Annotated in this window: 15 protein-coding genes; 2 read left to right on the forward strand and 13 right to left on the reverse strand. The window is 64.0% G+C overall.

Annotated elements, in window-relative coordinates:
* Positions 1 to 60 precede the first annotated feature (60 nt).
* Both AC3EMP_RS02230 and uxaC read right to left on the reverse strand, forming a co-directional pair.
* On the reverse strand, positions 61 to 1,038 hold the full coding sequence (locus AC3EMP_RS02230) for a TRAP transporter substrate-binding protein (protein WP_023684104.1): 978 nt from the start codon (positions 1,036 to 1,038) through the stop codon (positions 61 to 63).
* 36 nt (positions 1,039 to 1,074) lie between these two features.
* On the reverse strand, positions 1,075 to 2,484 hold the full coding sequence (gene uxaC, locus AC3EMP_RS02235) for a glucuronate isomerase (RefSeq protein ID WP_023732975.1): 1,410 nt from the start codon (positions 2,482 to 2,484) through the stop codon (positions 1,075 to 1,077).
* A 175-nt stretch (positions 2,485 to 2,659) separates the two neighbouring features.
* On the opposite strand from uxaC, the gene AC3EMP_RS02240 reads away from it, so the two are divergent.
* Positions 2,660 to 4,162, forward strand: a complete 1,503-nt coding sequence (locus AC3EMP_RS02240; protein WP_352712211.1) for a mannitol dehydrogenase family protein — start codon at positions 2,660 to 2,662, stop codon at positions 4,160 to 4,162.
* Positions 4,163 to 4,262: 100 nt separating this feature from the next.
* Here AC3EMP_RS02240 and AC3EMP_RS02245 read toward each other — a convergent pair whose 3' ends face one another.
* The 6 genes from AC3EMP_RS02245 to AC3EMP_RS02270 all read right to left on the reverse strand — a co-directional run bounded on the left by AC3EMP_RS02245 (position 4,263) and on the right by AC3EMP_RS02270 (position 10,072).
* Positions 4,263 to 4,670: a F0F1 ATP synthase subunit epsilon gene (locus tag AC3EMP_RS02245; protein WP_023668674.1), complete on the reverse strand. Its 408-nt coding sequence runs from the start codon at positions 4,668 to 4,670 to the stop codon at positions 4,263 to 4,265.
* Positions 4,671 to 4,779: 109 nt separating this feature from the next.
* Entirely contained in the window at positions 4,780 to 6,351 is a 1,572-nt protein-coding gene (gene atpD, locus AC3EMP_RS02250; protein WP_023698224.1) for a F0F1 ATP synthase subunit beta, read from the reverse strand.
* 70 nt (positions 6,352 to 6,421) lie between these two features.
* The gene (locus tag AC3EMP_RS02255) at positions 6,422 to 7,306 is read right to left on the reverse strand and encodes a F0F1 ATP synthase subunit gamma (protein ID WP_023668672.1); all 885 of its coding nucleotides are present in this window, start codon (positions 7,304 to 7,306) and stop codon (positions 6,422 to 6,424) included.
* Between the two features lie 34 nt (positions 7,307 to 7,340).
* Positions 7,341 to 8,870 (reverse strand): F0F1 ATP synthase subunit alpha, encoded by a 1,530-nt coding sequence (gene atpA / locus AC3EMP_RS02260; RefSeq protein ID WP_023684101.1) that lies wholly within the window; start codon positions 8,868 to 8,870, stop codon positions 7,341 to 7,343.
* Positions 8,870 to 9,430: a F0F1 ATP synthase subunit delta gene (locus tag AC3EMP_RS02265; RefSeq protein WP_352596753.1), complete on the reverse strand. Its 561-nt coding sequence runs from the start codon at positions 9,428 to 9,430 to the stop codon at positions 8,870 to 8,872. Before AC3EMP_RS02265 ends, atpA begins: the two co-directional genes overlap by 1 nt.
* A 246-nt stretch (positions 9,431 to 9,676) precedes the next feature.
* Entirely contained in the window at positions 9,677 to 10,072 is a 396-nt protein-coding gene (locus AC3EMP_RS02270; protein ID WP_023684099.1) for an AGROH133_08824 family phage infection protein, read from the reverse strand.
* Positions 10,073 to 10,210: 138 nt separating this feature from the next.
* Here AC3EMP_RS02270 and AC3EMP_RS02275 point away from each other — a divergent pair, with 138 nt between their 5' ends.
* Positions 10,211 to 10,399 carry a hypothetical protein gene (locus AC3EMP_RS02275; protein WP_023693181.1) on the forward strand — a complete coding sequence of 63 codons (189 nt, stop codon included), beginning with the start codon at positions 10,211 to 10,213 and terminating at the stop codon, positions 10,397 to 10,399.
* 16 nt (positions 10,400 to 10,415) lie between these two features.
* Here the strand turns inward: AC3EMP_RS02275 and AC3EMP_RS02280 are convergent, their stop codons facing one another.
* The 5 genes from AC3EMP_RS02280 to AC3EMP_RS02300 form a co-directional block, all read right to left on the reverse strand.
* Entirely contained in the window at positions 10,416 to 11,111 is a 696-nt protein-coding gene (locus AC3EMP_RS02280; RefSeq protein ID WP_352596755.1) for an aspartate/glutamate racemase family protein, read from the reverse strand.
* Between the two features lie 110 nt (positions 11,112 to 11,221).
* Positions 11,222 to 12,556 (reverse strand): lysine N(6)-hydroxylase/L-ornithine N(5)-oxygenase family protein, encoded by a 1,335-nt coding sequence (locus tag AC3EMP_RS02285; RefSeq protein WP_352596756.1) that lies wholly within the window; start codon positions 12,554 to 12,556, stop codon positions 11,222 to 11,224.
* Complete coding sequence (locus AC3EMP_RS02290) at positions 12,553 to 14,373, reverse strand: IucA/IucC family protein (RefSeq protein WP_352712207.1); 1,821 nt, start codon at positions 14,371 to 14,373, stop codon at positions 12,553 to 12,555. The genes AC3EMP_RS02285 and AC3EMP_RS02290 overlap by 4 nt, the downstream gene beginning before the upstream one ends.
* The gene (locus AC3EMP_RS02295) at positions 14,370 to 15,419 is read right to left on the reverse strand and encodes a GNAT family N-acetyltransferase (protein WP_023824299.1); all 1,050 of its coding nucleotides are present in this window, start codon (positions 15,417 to 15,419) and stop codon (positions 14,370 to 14,372) included. The genes AC3EMP_RS02290 and AC3EMP_RS02295 overlap by 4 nt, the downstream gene beginning before the upstream one ends.
* The gene (locus AC3EMP_RS02300) at positions 15,416 to 17,203 is read right to left on the reverse strand and encodes an IucA/IucC family protein (RefSeq protein WP_352596758.1); all 1,788 of its coding nucleotides are present in this window, start codon (positions 17,201 to 17,203) and stop codon (positions 15,416 to 15,418) included. The genes AC3EMP_RS02295 and AC3EMP_RS02300 overlap by 4 nt, the downstream gene beginning before the upstream one ends.
* Between the last annotated feature and the right edge of the window lie 6 nt (positions 17,204 to 17,209).

Consider the following 17,209-nt stretch of genomic DNA (forward strand, 5'->3'; position numbering starts at 1 on the left):
CGGTCTTTCCGTCCCCTAAAAGCGATTGGCGGGGCGGCGCCATGCCGCCCCGCCAGAAAATCACTTGGTCGCCTGGATGCGCGTCGCGAGGTCCTTGAGCTCCGGCGTCTTCAGATACTTGTCGTAGACCGGCTTCATCGCATCGATCAGCGGCTGCTTGTCGATCTCGCTGACCTTGACGCCGGCCTTCTCGACGATCTCTCGCGACTTCTTCTCCTGCGCGTCCCACAATTCGCGCATCTTGACGACGCTATCCTTGGCCGCCTGCTTGACGATCGCCTGGTCTTCCGGCGTCAGTCTGTCCCAGCTCGATTTCGACATCACCAGCACTTCCGGCACGATCTGGTGCTGGTCGACGGTATAGTGCTTGGCGACTTCGTAGTGCTTGGCGGATTCGAAGCTGGGCCAGTTGTTCTCGGCGCCGTCGATGACACCGGTTTCGAGCGCCGAATAGACCTCGCCATACGCCATCGGCGTGGCATTTGCGCCAAGCGCGTTGACCATATCGACGAACACGTCGGACTGGATGACGCGGAACTTCATGCCTTTCAGATCGGCGATCGAGGTGATGTCCTTCTTGGTGTTGTAGAAGGAACGGGCGCCGGAATCGTAGAAGGCAAGGCCGACCAGATCATGCGTCTCGAAGGCCTTGAGGATCTCGTCGCCGATCGGCCCGTCCATGACATGGCGCATGTGCTCGACCGAACGGAACATGTAGGGCAGCGACGGCACCGCGGTTTCCGGCACGATGCCGTTGAACGGACCCATCGAGACGCGGTTCAGATCGATGACACCGGTCTGCGTCTGCTCGATCGTGTCCTTTTCCTCGCCGAGCTGCGCCGAATGATAGACCTCGACCGAATAGCGGCCGGCGGTGCGCTCCTTGATGAGCTCGCCGAGATATTTGACCGCCTCGACAGTCGGATACCCGTCCGGATGGGTGTCGGCCGAGCGCAGTACGGTCTGGGCGCCGGCAACGCCGATCATCAGCGAGCCGAAGGCGAATGTGGCTGCCATCAGTTTTGAAAAATGCAACATGACTGTCTTCCTCCCTTAAAATTCCACGCGCCCGGCTCACAGCCGGTACGCCTTCTTGGCAAGCGTGTAGGCAAGCTCCCGCGCCAGCTCATGCGCCTCGTCCTCACGCAGCCGGTGCTCGGCGACGAGACGGGCGAGAAAGGCGCAGTCAACCCGGCGCGCCACATCGTGGCGGGCGGGTATGGATGGAAAGGCGCGGGTGTCGTCGTTGAAACCGACAGTGTTGTAGAAGCCGGCGGTCTCGGTGGTCATCTCGCGGAACCGGCGCATGCCTTCCGGACTGTCATGGAACCACCAGGCAGGCCCGAGCTTCAGCGCCGGATAGACGCCGGCAAGCGGCGCCAGTTCACGCGCGTAGCTGGTCTCGTCGAGCGTGAACAGGATGATGGAGAGGTCGCGCTCCAGCCCGACGCAGTCGAGCAAGGGTTTGAGCGCCGCGGCATAGTCGGTGCGGGTCGGAATATCGAAGCCCTTGTCGCGGCCGAATTTTTGGAAAACACCAGGCGAGTGGTTGCGCCATGAGCCGGGATGGATCTGCATGACCAGCCCGTCGTCGCGGCTCATCTTGGCCATTTCGGTCAGCATCTGGGCGCGAAACAGTTTGCGCTCGCGCTCGTCGTCCGAGCCGCGGCGGATGCGGTTGAACAGCTCTTCCGCCGCCGCATCGGAAAGATTGGCGGTCTCGGCCGTCGGATGGCCGTGATCCGACGAGGTTGCGCCGAAACTTTTGAAGAAGGCGCGGCGCTGGCGATGCGCGTCCAGATAGCCGGCCCATGTGCCGGTGTCGCAGCCGGCGATCTCGCCCAGGCGATCGAGATTGGCAGAAAATCCTTCGAAGTCGGGATCGACGACGGCATCCGGCCTGTAGGCAGTGACGACGCGGCCCTGCCAGCCGCTGTCGCGGATCGTCTTGTGCCATTGGAGATCGTCGAGTGCGCCCTCGGTCGTCGCGATGACCTCGATGTTGAAGCGTTCGAACAGCGCGCGTGGACGATAATCGTCGCGCTGCAGCAGGGCGGCGATGGTGTCGTAGTGGCGGTCGGCGGTGTCGGCGTTGAGCGGCTCTTCGATGCCGAACAGATGCTCGAGCACATGGTCGAGCCACAACCGCGTCGGCGTGCCGCGGAAGAGGTAATAGTGCTCGGCGAAGCGCCGCCAGATCGCCCTGGGATCGGTCTCGACCGGCGAGCCGTCGAGGGTCGGGACGCCGAGATCTTCCAGCCGCACGCCCTGGCTGAACAGCATACGGAAAATGTAGTGGTCGGGCACCACCAGCAATTGCGCGGGATCGGGGAATGGCTCGTTGAGCGCATACCAACGCGGATCGGTGTGGCCGTGCGGGCTGATGATCGGCAGGTCCTTGATGCCGGCATGGAGATCGCGCGCGATCGACAGCGCGCGCCCTTCGGCGGCAAAAAGCAGATCCGGATCGGTCAGTCCCGCCACGTCGTTCCTCCCAGGGGCGATATCGGTAGGATTGGAAAGAAATAATGTCAACATACAAAAACTGGATTGTTGTATGATGACTTTTAACCGGCGTCAGGTCATTGTGCGGCGGAAGAGCGGATGTTACGCCGCTAGCAGATCCCGCCCCGCACACCATCCAGCGACAAGCCGCGCCATGACCAGCAGACGCCTTTCCAACGCAACAGTGCAATCCTTGCCGGCCTCGGTCGCCGTCCCCGCCTATGATCGCGCCAGTGTCGCCCCAGGCATCGTCCATCTCGGCGTTGGAGCCTTCCACCGTGCCCATCAGGCCGCCTATGTCGATGACTGCCTAGCGGCCGGCGAAACCGGCTGGGGCATTGTCGGCGTCTCGCTGCGCAGCCCCGACACGCGCGATGCGCTGACGCCACAGGACGGGCTCTACACGCTGGCGGTGCGCGGCAGCGATGGCGAAGCGCTGCACATTATCGGCTCGATCCAGTCGATGCTGGTCGCGCCGGAAGACCCCGGCGCGGTGCTGGCCGCGCTGACCGACCCGCGCACCCGCATCGTCACCCTGACCATCACCGAAAAGGCCTATCTCAGGGCCGCCGACGGCAGCCTCGACGAAAACCATCCCGATATCGTCCACGATCTGGGCAATCCCGGATCTCCCAGGACAGCGCATGGATTCCTGGCGGAAGCGCTGGTGCGACGCCGGGCCGCCGGCACGCCGCCCTTCACCGTGCTTTGCTGCGACAACCTGCCGGCCAATGGCGCCACGCTGCACCGGCTGCTGGTCGGGTTTGCAAAACTGCGCGATGCCGGCGCTGCTGCTTCAGGCGACGCTGCCCTCGCCGGTCATATAGCCGATGACGTTGCATTCCCATCGAGCATGGTCGACCGCATCGTGCCGGCAACCACCGATGCCGACCGGGCGCGCATCGCGGTCGAACTCGGCCTCGAGGACGCCTGGCCGGTGATGACCGAGCCATTCCGGCAATGGGTGATCGAAAACAGGTTTCCAGCCGGCCGCCCGGCCTGGGAGAAATTCGGCGTCACCATGGTCGAGGATGTCCGGCCGTTCGAGGACATGAAGCTTCGGCTGCTCAACGGCGCCCATTCGGGCATCGCCTATATCGGCCTGCTCAGCGGCCACGTCACCGTCGACCGCGCCTTCGCGGATCCCGCGATCCGCGCGTTCGTCGACCGGCTCTGGGCCGAGGCCATCCCGACATTGCCTGGGGATGCCGGGCTCGACACGTCAGCCTATACGGCCGAACTTGCCGAACGTTTCTCCAACACCGCGCTGGCCCACCGCACCGCGCAGATCGCCAATGACGGCAGCCAGAAATTGCCGCAACGCATTGTCGCTACCGCCATCGAGCGCATCCAGGCCGGCCTGGTCCCGGAGCATCTGACGCTGGTGATCGCCGCCTGGATCGCCGCCTGCGAGGCGCGCGGCAAGGACCTGCCGGAAGCCCACTTTACCGATCCGCTCGACGCGGCACTGGCGGCGCTCGGAGCGCAGCCGACGCTGGAACGGGTGGTGACGGTGTTTGACCTCGCCGGCTTCGCCAGCGGCAGCCCCGACCGCCAGACGCTGATCGAACTGGTTGCCGCTCATCGCGAGCATATCCTGCAAGGCGGGGTGGCGCTCGCGCTCGCGGCACTGGGTATACCGGGAAAGACCAGGTGACCTGACGTCGCCCGGATACAAAAAGCCGGGCTTAAGCCCGGCCTGTTTCATACCTTTGCCCGACCATGACCCCTCGGATCACGTCCAGTCATTCTGCGGCTTACGCCGGCAGCAGCGCGCCTTCGAGCGTGGTAAGCTGGCTAAGGAACTGCTCCGCCTTGCTGCGGCTCTGGTCGTCCTTGGCGTCGGCGGCGTCTTCCTTGGCTTCCTGGATGCGGCGGGCGAGATCGGCGCGGTCGATATCGCCGACGGCGACCGCCGATTCGGCGAGCAGCGTGCAGCCGGCAGGGACGATGTCGGCAAAGCCGCCGAACACCACATAGCGTTCTTCCTTGCCGCCGGCGGTCTTCAGCGTGACGACGCCCGGCTTGATCGTGGTCATGACTGGCGCATGGTGCGCCATGACTGTCATTTCACCTTCGGCGCCTGGAATGACGACGGACTCGACCTGCTCGGAAACCAGGAGGCGCTCCGGCGAGACCAGTTCGAACTTGAAAGCTTCAGCCATGTCAATTTAGTGAGTAGGGAATAGTGAGTAGGGAGTAGGGAGAGGACAGCTGTCCTGATCACCCGGCCGCTATTCACTACTGACTACTGACTACTCCCTATTGCCTTGATTACGCTGCTTCAGCCGCCAGGCGCTGAGCCTTCTCGACCGCTTCGTCGATGCCGCCGACCATGTAGAAGGCGGCTTCCGGCAGGTGATCGTAGTCGCCGTTGCAGAGGCCCTTGAAGCCCTTGATTGTGTCGGCGAGGTCGACCAGCTTGCCCGGCGCACCCGTAAACACTTCGGCGACGAAGAACGGCTGCGACAGGAAGCGCTCGATCTTGCGGGCGCGGGCCACCGTCTGCTTGTCCTCTTCCGAAAGCTCATCCATGCCAAGGATGGCGATAATGTCCTGCAGCGACTTATAGCGCTGGAGGATCGACTGCACCTGGCGGGCGACGGCATAGTGCTCCTCGCCGACGACCAGCGGATCGAGCATGCGCGAGGTCGAGTCGAGCGGATCGACGGCGGGGTAGATGCCCTTTTCCGAGATCGCGCGGTTGAGCACGGTCGTCGCGTCCAGGTGGGCGAACGAGGTCGCAGGCGCCGGGTCTGTCAAATCGTCGGCCGGCACGTAGATCGCCTGCACCGAAGTGATCGAACCCTTGGTCGTTGTGGTGATGCGTTCCTGCAGCGCACCCATGTCGGTGGCCAGCGTTGGCTGGTAACCCACGGCCGAAGGAATACGGCCGAGCAGCGCCGACACTTCAGAACCGGCCTGCGTGAAGCGGAAGATGTTGTCGACGAAGAACAGCACGTCCTGGCCCTGGTCGCGGAAATATTCGGCGACCGTCAGGCCGGTCAGGCCGACGCGGGCACGCGCGCCCGGCGGCTCGTTCATCTGGCCATAGACCAGTGCCGCCTTGGAGCCTTCGCCGCCGCCCTTCTTGTTGACGCCGGACTCGATGAACTCGTGATAAAGATCGTTGCCCTCGCGGGTGCGCTCGCCGACGCCGGCGAAGACCGAGAAGCCGCCATGCGCCTTGGCGACGTTGTTGATCAGCTCCTGGATCAGAACCGTCTTGCCGACGCCGGCGCCGCCGAACAGGCCGATCTTGCCTCCGCGGGCGTAGGGCGCCAGAAGGTCGAGCACCTTGATGCCGGTGATCAGGATCTGCGCTTCCGTCGACTGTTCGACATAGGTAGGCGCCGGCTGGTGGATGGCGCGCATCTCGATGCCGTCGACCGGGCCTTCTTCGTCGACCGGCTCGCCGATGACGTTGATGATGCGGCCGAGCATGCCCGGGCCGACCGGAACGGTGATCGGCGCGCCGGTGTCATAGACGTCCTGGCCGCGAACCAGGCCTTCGGTGGAATCCATGGCGATACAGCGCACGGTGTTTTCGCCCAGATGCTGGGCAACTTCGAGCACCAGGCGGTTGCCGACATTGGAGGTTTCGATGGCGTTCAAAATGGCCGGCAGATGATCGCCGAACTGCACGTCGACGACGGCGCCGATGACCTGGCGAACCTTGCCGATGGCGCCGGTCTTCTTGACGGCAACGCTCGTCGTCTTCACTGCCGGGGCCGCGGCCTTGGCGGGCGCGGCCGCCTTCTTGGCCGGAGCGGCCTTCGCCGCTGCTGCCGGAGCCTTTGCGGCCGCCTTGGGGGCCGTCTTCGCGGGGGTCGCTGCTTTCGCCATCGTCTTTACCCTTCTCGTCCTTTGTTTCTCACGCTCCATCAGAAGGTCGATGACCTCCTGGCGGTCGCGCCTAGAGCGCTTCGGCGCCCGAAATGATTTCGATCAGTTCCTTGGTGATCTGCGCCTGCCGCTGGCGGTTATAGGTGATCGACAGTTTGTTGATCATGTCGCCGGCATTGCGCGTTGCATTGTCCATGGCGCTCATTTTGGCGCCCATCTCGCCGGCTGCGTTTTCGAGCAGCGCGCGGAAGACCTGGACCGAGATGTTGCGCGGAATGAGGTCGGTGAGGATCTCGCCCGGCTCCGGCTCGTATTCGTAGACGGCATTGCCACCGGCGGTCGCTTCGGCGGGAGCGGAAGCCACGCCGGCAGGAATGATCTGCTGCGCGGTCGGAATCTGGCTGATCACCGACTTGAACTGCGAATAAAACAGCGTGCAGATATCGAAGCCGCCTTCGCCGAACAGATGGATGATCTTACGGGCGATCGCATCGGCATTGACGAAGCCGAGCTTCTTGACATCGCGCAGGTCGACGCGGTCGATGATCAGCGAGGCATAGTCTCGGCGCAGAATGTCGAAACCCTTCTTGCCGACGCAGATGATCTTGACCTGCTTGCCGTCGGCCAGAAGCCGGCGGATATGGTCGCGGGCCAGACGTGCGATCTGCGAGTTGAAGCCGCCGCACAGGCCGCGCTCGGCGGTGCAGACGACGAGCAGATGCACATCGTCCTTGCCGGTGCCGGTCATCAGCGCCGGGGCATCGCCGCCGCCGCCGATCGCCTGCGTGATATTGGCCAGCACCGCACCCATCCGCTCGGAATAGGGACGCGCCGCCTCCGCTGCTTCCTGCGCGCGGCGCAGCTTCGCCGCGGCGACCATCTGCATCGCCTTGGTGATCTTCTGCGTCGCCTTGACCGAGGCGATACGGTTACGAAGGTCTTTTAATGAAGGCATGCTTCAAACCTGATCCCGAGCGTCCGGCTTCTTCTCAAGCGAAGGTCTTGGCGAAGGCGTCGATCTCGGCCTTCAGCTTGGCGCGCAGATCGTCCGACAGCGCCTTTTCCTTGCGGATGCCGTCCAGCACGTCCTTGCCGGCCGAGCGCATATGGCTGAGCAGGCCGTGCTCGAACTTGCCGACCTGGTTCAGCGCCAGCTTGTCGAGATAGCCGTTGACGCCGGCGAAGATCACCGTGACCTGCTCCTCGACCTTGAGGGGCGAGAACTGCGGCTGCTTCAACAGTTCGGTCAGGCGCGAGCCGCGGTTGAGCAGGCGCTGCGTGGCGGCGTCGAGATCGGAGCCGAACTGCGCGAACGCAGCCATTTCGCGGTACTGCGCGAGCTCGCCCTTGATCGAGCCGGCGACCTGCTTCATCGCCTTGATTTGCGCCGACGAACCGACGCGCGACACCGACAGGCCGACGTTGACCGCCGGACGGATGCCCTGGAAGAACAGGTTGGTTTCGAGGAAGATCTGGCCGTCGGTGATCGAGATCACGTTGGTCGGGATGTAGGCCGACACGTCGTTGGCCTGCGTCTCGATGATCGGCAGCGCGGTCAGCGAACCGCCACCCAGATCGTCGTTGAGCTTGGCGGCGCGCTCGAGCAGGCGCGAATGCAGGTAGAACACGTCGCCCGGATAGGCTTCGCGACCCGGCGGGCGGCGTAGCAAGAGCGACATCTGGCGATAGGCGACGGCCTGCTTCGACAGATCGTCATAGCTGATCAGCGCATGCATGCCGTTGTCCCGGAAATATTCGCCCATGGTGGCGCCGGTGAACGGCGCCAGGAACTGCATCGGCGCCGGATCGGAAGCGGTGGCGGCGACGATGATCGAATATTCAAGCGCGCCGCGCTCTTCGAGAACCTTCACGAACTGCGCGACCGTCGAGCGCTTCTGCCCGATGGCGACGTAGACGCAGTAGAGCTTTTCCTTTTCCGGTCCGTTGTCGTGCACGGCCTTCTGGTTGAGCATCGTGTCGAGGATGATCGCGGTTTTGCCGGTCTGGCGATCGCCGATGACCAGCTCGCGCTGGCCGCGGCCAACGGGGATCAGCGCATCGATGGCCTTGAGGCCGGTCGACATCGGCTCGTTGACCGACTTGCGCGGGATGATGCCTGGCGCCTTGACGTCCACGCGCTTGCGTTCGGTCGCCTTGATCGGGCCCTTGCCGTCGATCGGATTGCCGAGCGCGTCGACGACGCGGCCGAGCAGGCCCATGCCGACAGGCGTATCGACGATGGCGCCGGTGCGCTTGACGATGTCGCCTTCCTTGATGTCGCGGTCGGCGCCGAAGATGACGACGCCGACATTGTCGGCTTCGAGGTTGAGCGCCATGCCGCGGATGCCGCCGGGGAACTCGACCATTTCGCCGGCCTGGACATTGTCGAGGCCGTAGACGCGAGCGATACCGTCACCGACGGACAGCACCTGGCCGACTTCGGAGACCTCGGCCTCCTTGCCGAAATTCTTGATCTGATCTTTGAGAATTGCGGAAATTTCCGCGGCGCGGATGTCCATCAGCCGACCTCTTTCAGTGCAAGCTTGAGCGAATTGAGTTTGGTTTTGAGCGACGTATCGATCTGGCGCGAGCCCATCTTGACCACCAGCCCGCCGAGCAGCGACGGATCGACGGTAACAGTGATGGCCACGTCCTTGCCGGCGACGCTTTTCAGCGCGGCCTTGAGTTCCGTCTGCTGGGCAGACGTCAGTTCATGCGCCGAAGTGACCTCGGCTGATGTCTCACCGCGCTGTTCGGCAGAGATCCGGCGAAATGCCTTGATCATGCCGGGGACCGCGAAGAGCCGGCGGTTGCGGGCGACGACGCGCAGGAAATTGCCGGTCAGGCCGGTGATGCCGGCCTTGTCGGCGATCGACGCGATTGCCTTGGCCTGGTCCTCGCTGGAGAACACCGGGCTGTTGATGAGGCGCGTCAGGTCGGCGCTGTCATCCAGCATCCTGGCGAAACTGTTGAGGTCGGCCTCGACCTTGGCCACCGAATTCGACTGCAGCGCAAGTTCGAACAGCGAACCCGCGTAGCGTTCTGCGACACCTGAGATTGGCGATGACGATTGAGCCACGGACCGTCTTTTCTCTTGTCTGAGGGGCCGCAGATTGTTGGCGCGAGCAAAAACTCTGGCTAAATCTTTGACCTTACTAAGTTTTTCCAAGCACGGAGGCGCGGCTTCCGCTATCCCCGGCCGAAAGTCGATTGCCGTCTAGCACAGGCATTTTAAGACCGCAATGCGTCGTCCCGCATGCTTTTCGGGCACTATTGTCGCATCCGGCCGCAGAGTTCAACTGAAGCCTTTGGATTGGCTGCCGATTCAGGGCAGAAAGCCGAAGACGAAGGCAAGCGGCAACGCGGCCAGGACGAGTTCGACGACGATCGACGCCCAGTTGAAAGGCGTGTTGGCGCCGTCCGACATCATCGACAGCAAACGGCCAAAAGCGGTGAACAGCCAGGAAAAGCCGAGTGCCATATAGAGCCACGGCTGCGCCAACAGAATGCAGCACAGGCTGACGCCGAGATAGAAGCCCGACATGCGGCCGCGCCCTTCCGCGATTGCCGCTGCCCTTTCGGGCCGGACCTGCAGCCGCAGAATCCGAAATGCCAGCCCTGGCGCGAGGAAAAACAGCAGACCGAGCGCCAAGGTGACGACGGCGCTGGACCAAGCCAGCCATTCGCCCTGGCTGGTCGGCCAAGGAAACGCGAATTCCATCTTGCTTTCATCCCCTCACAGCAATGCCGGATGCATTGAATGTCGCTGCAAAAAGAAGTCAAGCGCGCGGCAGTTTCGGCGCGCAATTCGTGAAGGAGCGGAAGGCTGTTTAGGCCGCGCACGCGTCCGGCCAGCATCGTGGCCAACCTGTATTGTCAGGCGACGCCTCCCTCCTATCTGCAGGACCGGTTTTGCACAGCCAAAGGCCCCGACACCGGTCGCCTTTATTTCCTGACCGGGCACCTCAATCTGGCCGGCACGGAAGCAGATCGATGGAAGCTGAAAGTGGCCGGCAGCGGCAATGTCGCCGTGGCTGCCCAGCCCTGATCCTTGTTTTGACCCTTCAGGGCAGCATGAATGCGACCGCCGCCTCGGCATGGATGCGCGTGGTGTCGAACACCGGAATGTCGAAATCGCGCTCGCCAATCAACATGGTGATCTCGGTGCAGCCCATGATGACGCCATCGGTCTTCTCATCGCGCCGCAGACGGGCGACCTCGTCGATATAGGCCGCCTTCGATGCCGCGCTGACGATGCCCCGGCAAAGCTCGTCGTAGATTACCTGGTGCACCATGTCGCGCCCGGCCTGGTCCGGCACCACGGGCTGCAGCCCGTATTTCTCCGTCAGCCGGCCCTTGTAGAAATCCTGCTCCATGGTGAAGCGGGTCGCCAGCAGCGCCGGCCGCTTGACGCCGGCGCCCTTGACCGCGACTGCCGTGGCGTCGGCAATGTGGATAAGCGGGATCGGCACCGCCGCCTGCACCCGGTCGGCGAGCTTGTGCATGGTGTTGGTGCAGATCAAAAGCCCCTCTGCGCCGCCCGCCTCCAGCTTGCGCGCCGCATCCGCCAGCAGCACGCCCGCACTGTCCCAGTCGCCATGATGCTGCCGGTCGGCGATTTCGGCGAAGTCGAAGGAATAGAGCAACAGCTTTGCCGAATGCAGCCCGCTCAGCCGCTCGCGCACGATCTCGTTGAGCAGGCGATAATAGATCGCCGTCGATTCCCAGCTCATGCCGCCGATGAGGCCAAGGGTTTTCATGCGCTGAGCCTCCAGCAGGACCGAACGATCTCTCTCACAGAAAAGCTTTACGGGTCGATGTCAATCTTAACGCGCGCCGTACCACGCTCTTCGGCCCGCCTCCACAAACATCACCGCGCGCCCGATTCGGTCATCCTCGCATTGGCGCCGAGATGATGCAGGCTTTGTGTCGTGTGCCTTGAACTCCAGGCAACCGGCGGATCGGGCAGATCGAGATCGAACTGTGCCCGCCCGAGCAGCGAATTGACGATCTTGGCGCTGCGCCAAGCCATCAGGCTGAGCTGCGGTTCGGCTATGCCATGGCTGAGCCGGCCGGCATTGAGTGCGTAGATCCGGCGGTCGTCGGGCCCGTCCCATTCGACCTCGAAGCTGGCGTTGAGCCTGTAATGACCGCGCTCGTCCAGCGCGATCCTGTTCATGAGCGGTGCCATGCAATCAGGAATGGCAAAGGCATAGCCGGTGGCCAGAACCACCGCATCGACGGTGCGCGTCTCGATGGCGCCGTCGAAGCCGTTGCGCATGATCAGCCGGTATTCGCTGCCTTCCCGCGTCACGTTCAGCACTTCGCGGTGCGGCGTCATGTTGACCGCCGTCGTTTCCTCCGAGAGGTGCCGCAGCGTGTAAAGCTGGCGATAGATCGCCTTCAGCGTGCTCGTCGATGCGCCGTCACCGGCAAGCAGCTGCTGTTCCAGGATCGTCTCGCGCCGGCCTTGCGGTAGCCGATGGAAGTTTTCGACATAGCCCGGCGTGAAGAGTTCGTCGGTGAAGGGCGAGTCGTCCAGTGGCAGGAAATTCGGCCGCATCGAGATCCACTCGATTTCGCGGCCGGCGAAGCGGTCGGAGGAGATCAGATGCAGAAGCACTTCGGCGCCGCTCTGGCCACCGCCGATCACGGCGACACGCTGTCCGCTCAGGCGATCGAGGCGGTTGGCGGCCTGGGCGTTGTGGAAGCATTGATCGGAGGCCGCCGCCCGCGCCCAGGCGGGGATGTTGGGCACCAGCCCGACGGCAATGGCGAGATTGCGCGCGATCACCTGCTCGCGGCCGATACGCAGCCTGAAATTCGTTCCGTCGAAGTCGATCCGGTCGACGGCGCTGGCGAACCGCAGCGAAGACAAGTTCTCGCCGACCCATCCGAGATAGCGGGCGAATTCCGGCCGCGGGATGGCCGAGAAATCCGCGTTGAGGAATTCGTAGAACCGCTTCTGCGCGACCAGATAGGACATGAACGACCATGGGCTGGTCGGATGCGTCGCGGTGACGAGATCCTTGAGGAAGGATGTCTGCAGTTCGACGCCCGGCAGCATCATGCCCGGGTGCCATTCGAGCCGCGTCGCCCGATCGAAGAAGCGCGCTTCGACGCCGTCCACCGCATCGAGATGGGCGGCGAGGCTGAGATTGAACGGCCCGATGCCGATGCCTGCGAGGTCAAGCGTATGGGTCATGGCGAACTCCTTATGGAGCTGGCTGGGCTGATGGGAGATCGCCGGGCTGACTCGGGGTTAAGCGGATTGTCGAGCGGCGTGCCAAGGTCGGGCAGAGGGCGTTCGCCGCTGTCGCCGTAGCCGATGGCGAAGCGCACCTTGTTGATGGCGATGCGTGGGATCTTCGGAGCAAACAGATCGAAGAGCGCGAACCGTTCCGACAGATCCGGGTTCTGCGCCTGGTAGCGCCGGATGGCGCCGGCCAGGATGGCGTAGAAAGTCCTCTCGTCGAAGCGGTCATAGGCGGCCAGCGCCTCGGACAGGAAACGCAGAACGCTGACGATGTGTCCCGTTTGCAGATGCTGGAGAAGATGTGCCGGGGGCCGGCGCTTCAGCGTCGACAGGATTTTGGGGTCGAGGCCGGCCAGTTCGGGAAACGGCTGGTCGACGAGATCGAGGTCGCCCTGGAAATCCTTGACCGCCACGCCGAGAGGCGCCGCTCCGTCGAGGATGATGGTGACGTTCTGGCCATGGGCGATGAAGCCGACGCCGTAACGGCACATGAAGTGGTAGAGCGGCACGAAGGCCGTGGAGAACAGGCGATCGAGCCATGCCTCCGGACCAAGGCCGGACTGCTCCATCAGGGCGCTGGCGATCGGCCTGCCATGGGCGTCGCGCTGCGGCAAGGCGCCCATCATCATCGGCCGCTGGCCCGCTGTCAGATCCTTTTCGGGGCTTTCGCGCCAGATGGCGCCCAGCATCTCGCAAAACTGATAGGGCGCGCCTTCAACGCCGGTATAGTGCGGATGCGGATAGAAGGCGCCGGCGACTTCCTTCAGCACCTTGACGTCCTTGAGCACCGGGTCCGCGGCCGCCACCGTGGCCAGCCAGCGCGACAGATCGGCGCCGATCGCCATGTATTTGCCCGGCACGCCGCGCCACGCTGAGGTGTTGAGGACGGTCAGCGGCAGCTTGACGTGCAGCGCCTCGGGCCGTGCCACATTGGCAAGCGTGCGCAGCGACTGCAAGGGCAGGAACGGATCGCCGAACTGGCCAAGCGGCACCAGCCGGCCGGCGGCGATCTCGCTACCATATTGCGAGGCGATCATCGCCTGCCACTGCCAGGGGTGGACCGGCAGCAGCCTATGCGTCGATCGCGAGGCCCCAGCGGCAGTGAAGGCCGCTTCGAGCCTTGCGCGTTCGTAGTCGCCGAGTGCGGCCTGCAGCAGCGCCTCTTCGTCGGGCCCGCAGTCAAGCGCCAGCAGGCAGCGATCGCTGGCGGCGGCAAGCCAGAAGAGCTGGAATGCGGCAGCCGATTCTGGCGCGTAGCGCTCGAAGTCGTCCCGTCCCCAGCCAAGCCGTCCCTTGTTGGCGGGCGCCTTCGGATGGCCGTCGAGCAATGCCTGCAACTCGGTATCCGGCAGCGCGGCTAGTTCGGCGGCTGGTCGATTGCCGCGGGCTTTGGCGATCCGCATGTCGGCCATCAGCGTATTGTAAAGCTCCTTCGCATAGGTGCAGAATGTTGCCGGCGGCATGCCGAGCGTCTCGCGCGCGTCGGCGAAGAAAGCGACCGCATCGTCGACCGGCAGCTCGATGCCGGCATCGCGGGTCAGCGTCTCCGGACGGACGGCGATCTGGCCCCACAGGCGCCGCGTCGCGGCAAAGCGATAGGTCACGCCGGGACCGAGCGTCAGTTTCCATCGGCCGGGCGAAAGCTCGCGGGGCGACAGGCACTCCTCGAAGGTCAGTTCGGAAATGGCCTTAGCGACGGCGTCGCGGTTGATCGCAGCCCAGCGTGTCGCCTCCTCCGCTTTGGCGATCGGTTGCTGCACCGTCACAGCGGCACCTCGCGGAAGAAGCGCTCGCGTTCGCAGCAGACCAGCGCCGCGCGCTTGTGCGGGAAGTCGAACTCCTTGACCTTGTCGTAGGCGGCGTCGGCGCAATAGCTCAGCATCTTCTGGTGCGCGGCGCGTGGCTCGCCGACGATGCGCTGCGTGCGCGGCTCGTCGAGGAACAAATAGTGGGTGACGGAACGGAACAGAGCCAGCGTCTTCGGCCGGCCGAGATGGCGCGTATTGCCGATCAGCCCATGCCAGCCGCGATCCCAGTCGAGCGGCTCGTAATAAGGTCCGAGCCGGTCCTCCTTGGCCCAGTAGAACTCGAAATAGCCGGTCGGCTCCCCATCGAAGCTGGCGATGACGCCGAAGATGTGCGGATCGCTTTCCTGCTCGGCGAGATATTTGTCGAGATCCTCATGGCTCTGGGCAAGTTCCCAGAAGAAGGCGACGCGGCCATCGTTCATCCAGCGATGGAAGAGGTCGAGATCGGTCCGGCGGTCGATCGGCCGCAACGACACGGTGAGACCAATCTCGGCAATCCAGCGTTCGTACATCGGGCCGCAGGGGCGCGGTTGGCGCAATGGCGGGCCGATAGCGGTCATCAATGCCGGATAGGTGACATGCGAGGCCTGGCTGCGCCACAGCAGCGGCAGCTGGCGCAGGACCGAGCGATGGATGACGGCGCGTTCCGGTTCACCCGGAACCGTCTCGGTGGCCAGCGCCGAAACCGGCCACAGGGTCTTGGCCGCCGGCAGGAAGGCGCGGTCGAAGGTAGGATGCAGGCGCAGCGCGGCGTCAACGAGACCTGCCAGGATTTGCGGTTGGTCGAGGCGGCCGCCAATAAACGCGACATCGTCGATGAGCAGGCGGCCATCCGCGTCGGAGATGCGGGCCTGTCCCACCGCTGTTCCCTCAGCGTTGACCAGGCTGACATGGCCATCGCCGGCACGGATGGCGAGCGGCTCCGCGGCCGAGGCCAGATGCTGCCATCCTTCGTTGCCGGCGACGGTGGCGGGTGACCAGTTTTTCGCAGCCTCGATGTTCATGCGTATTCTCTCACATGCAGGGGGTTCGGAAGCTCGACGTAACCTGCCAGCGGGTCGGTCACTTCGGTGTTCTCATTGATGTCGCGCAGCGCGATCAGGAAATTGCCCTTGGCGGCGAGCGTCGGCGCGTTAAGCAAATAGTCGACGCAGGACCGGTCAGCCATGGGCGTGGCGGCCAGCCGCTCGAGCGAGCGGCGGAATATCGCCAGCAGATCGTCTTCGTTGGTGAGGCCAGCGGCGGCAAGGGCTGCGACGGCGGCGAAAGCGCCATTGACGACCAGATAGTAGCCGAACAGCTTCGCGGCCGCTTCCGCTGGGAAGACATGATCGCCCGCCTGACCGGCCTCGGGCGCGAATTTGCGCAGCCTGGGCAGGAATTCCTCGACATAACCGGTGCCCTGGCAGTCGCGAAAATAGAGCGCATTCGGCCAGCCTCCGGAAAGACCGACGACGAGGTTCTGCTGATGGGCGCCGAACAGCAGGCCGAATTCCGAGAAGGCAACGATAAACGGCTCGATGGCGGCATGAAGGAAACGCTCGAACCACAAACGCGCCGTTTCCTCGACAGGTCGCTTCTCGTCGCGGGCGATACGGTGGACCAGGTCGGACAGATGGCTTTCGGTACGGCCGGGATGGCGCTCGCAAAGCGCGCCGAGAACGGCAGCCGGCGGATTGCCCGTGCCGCGAAACGGATTTTCGCGAAACGAGACGATGGTATCCGTCATCAGCCGGCCGTCTTCGCCACGCAGGCCGAACCAGGCGGGCTCACCCAGCACCGTCATGGTCGGACAGCGCCGCTGCAAGGCATAGCCGAGCTTGCCCTTGACCAGCCGGTGCACCGAAAGGCCGCGCCGGCACTCATGCTCCTCGACGATGCGCCTGGAATTGGTCAGGCGCAGGCTGAGCGAAAATTTCAGCATCCACTCGGCTTCAGCTGAATGAACCGTGCGCAGCGAGGTCGTGGCCCGCCACGCTGGTCCGCCGAGCCCAACATCGACGATACGGCCGGCGCAAAACAGGCGCTCGACGCGGTCTTCCAGCATGAGCCGTACGGCCTGCCACGGATGCATCGGAACGAGAACCTTGCCCTGTTGCTTGCCAGCCCGAGCAAGCAGCTGCGGATCGCTGGCGGCAAGCCCGCGGACCATCTCGGTGACATCTAGCGGCTCGACGCTGCCCCCAGTGAGGATGGTCGGGTCGACGGCCCACCAGCGCAATTTGAACGCATTGCGGTATTCATGCCCGAAGCGCGCGGAATCCGTGTGCGTGAACTCTTCGCGACTCATCGGCGCCGGATGCACGGCATGGCCGAAGCGCAGGGCGCTTTCGGCATCGATGAAATCAGGATCGCCTTCGGAGAAGGGCCGCGACGATCCACGCGCCGCAGTCGCGTCAGCGATTGCGGCGATGCTGGCCAGGCTGCGGCGCAGGAAGGTCAGTCGGCTTTTCGCTGTCGCCCGGCCGGCAATGTCGGGATCCGCCAGGATCAGCGCCAAAAGGCTGAAAAGGTCGATCTCGGTCGCTTCGCCATCGGCCCCCTCGTTACTAACATCGAGGCGCCAGAGCGGCATCGCTAAATCGTGGTAACCAACCTTCGAGCGATGCCGCGCCTCGACGAGCACCGCCGCGCGCGAGGCAGGGAAATTCAGACGCAGCACGGCTGCCTGCGGCCGAAACAGCCCGGTTTGCCTGGCGTCGACGAATTCCCAGCCATCCCATTCACGCAGCAACGCGTTGAGTAACGGGCTTAATGCAGAGGACGATTCAGGTTTTACTTGTTCCAAGTGCAT

It is taken from the genome of Mesorhizobium sp. P160219 (genome assembly GCF_057786095.1).

Bases quoted from the DNA above. Each gene is read 5' to 3' on its own strand.
- AC3EMP_RS02230 (WP_023684104.1), bottom strand. From the start codon at position 1,038: ATGTTGCATTTTTCAAAACTGATGGCAGCCACATTCGCCTTCGGCTCG.
- AC3EMP_RS02240 (WP_352712211.1), top strand. From the start codon at position 2,660: ATGACCAGCAGACGCCTTTCCAACGCAACAGTGCAATCCTTGCCGGCC.
- AC3EMP_RS02245 (WP_023668674.1), bottom strand. From the start codon at position 4,670: ATGGCTGAAGCTTTCAAGTTCGAACTGGTCTCGCCGGAGCGCCTCCTG.
- atpD (WP_023698224.1), bottom strand. From the start codon at position 6,351: ATGGCGAAAGCAGCGACCCCCGCGAAGACGGCCCCCAAGGCGGCCGCA.
- AC3EMP_RS02255 (WP_023668672.1), bottom strand. From the start codon at position 7,306: ATGCCTTCATTAAAAGACCTTCGTAACCGTATCGCCTCGGTCAAGGCG.
- atpA (WP_023684101.1), bottom strand. From the start codon at position 8,870: ATGGACATCCGCGCCGCGGAAATTTCCGCAATTCTCAAAGATCAGATC.
- AC3EMP_RS02270 (WP_023684099.1), bottom strand. From the start codon at position 10,072: ATGGAATTCGCGTTTCCTTGGCCGACCAGCCAGGGCGAATGGCTGGCT.
- AC3EMP_RS02280 (WP_352596755.1), bottom strand. From the start codon at position 11,111: ATGAAAACCCTTGGCCTCATCGGCGGCATGAGCTGGGAATCGACGGCG.
- AC3EMP_RS02285 (WP_352596756.1), bottom strand. From the start codon at position 12,556: ATGACCCATACGCTTGACCTCGCAGGCATCGGCATCGGGCCGTTCAAT.
- AC3EMP_RS02295 (WP_023824299.1), bottom strand. From the start codon at position 15,419: ATGAACATCGAGGCTGCGAAAAACTGGTCACCCGCCACCGTCGCCGGC.